The 1,020-nt window shown below is 48.2% G+C and carries 1 protein-coding gene; it reads left to right on the top strand.

Going from position 1 to position 1,020, the window contains the following annotated elements; all coding sequences use genetic code 11:
- A partial coding sequence (locus ACTHSP_RS20805) for a zonular occludens toxin family protein (protein ID WP_440346860.1) occupies positions 1 to 1,020 on the top strand: 1,020 nt, incomplete at both ends.

The raw sequence follows: 1,020 nt of genomic DNA, 5'->3' as shown, positions 1-1,020 counted from the left end.
GGCGTTCCCGGTGCGGGAAAAACATTGTATGCGGTTTCCAACCTTGTTAAACGCAAAGACTTTAAAGACCGCCCCATCTTTGTGGACGGAATCAAAGACCTAGACCACGATAAAATAAATTACTTCGATATACCCGAAGGCGAAAGCATTCAGACATGGCTGAAGTGGGCGCCTCCGGGTGCGATTATCGTCGTTGACGAATGTCAACGCATATTTCGACCGCGACCCAGCGGCTCGAAAGTGCCCGATTACGTCGCCGAACTCGAAACACACCGACACCGTGGTCTTGATTTCATTCTGATAACCCAACATCCCCGCCTGATAGATGTCCATTTGCGCGGCCTGATAGAACATCACACGCATTTAGGAAAGACAAATTTAGGGCTGCGTCGTAAGATGGAATGGACGACAGGTGGCGCAAAAGACCCTGAAAGCAGGGCAAACATTAGGGAAGCCCTAATCAGCGTGTACAGGCTTGATAAAAGCGTGTATGGGCTGTATAAGTCTGCCGAAGTACACACCAAAATCAGGACGAAAAAAAGCAAACTTTTAATGCTGTTCCCGCTCGCCCTTTGCCTGATTGGTTATGGCATTTGGTCGTTTAGCGGATTTTGGAGCAGATTCGAAGGCGAAGCACCAATCACCGACAAAAACACCGAAGCAAACAAAACGGCAGAAAGCGCGCCGACAACGACGCAGACACCGCAAGAAACAGCAACGGGGCGTTACGAAACACAAACAATCCAAGCAGAACAGCCGAAACCACACATAAGCGAAGACGATTACAAACCAAGAATAGAAAACCGACCCGAAACAGCCCCAATCTACGACGGCATGAACAAATCAGTAACCGTCATGCCTTGGCCGTCTGCCTGTGTCAAGTCAGACAAAGCGTGTAACTGCTATACAGATCAAGGCACAAAAATAAAAGAAATAGACAAAAAAACCTGTATCAGCTACATAAAAGACGGCTTGCCCTTTAATCCCTACAAGGCAAAACAGCCCGAAACGGCGGTAACG

The sequence above is a fragment of the Neisseria sp. P0001.S005 genome (assembly GCF_051963715.1).
The sequence above is the reverse complement of the archived record's forward strand: the minus strand, read 5'-3'. Positions and strand labels throughout refer to the sequence as shown.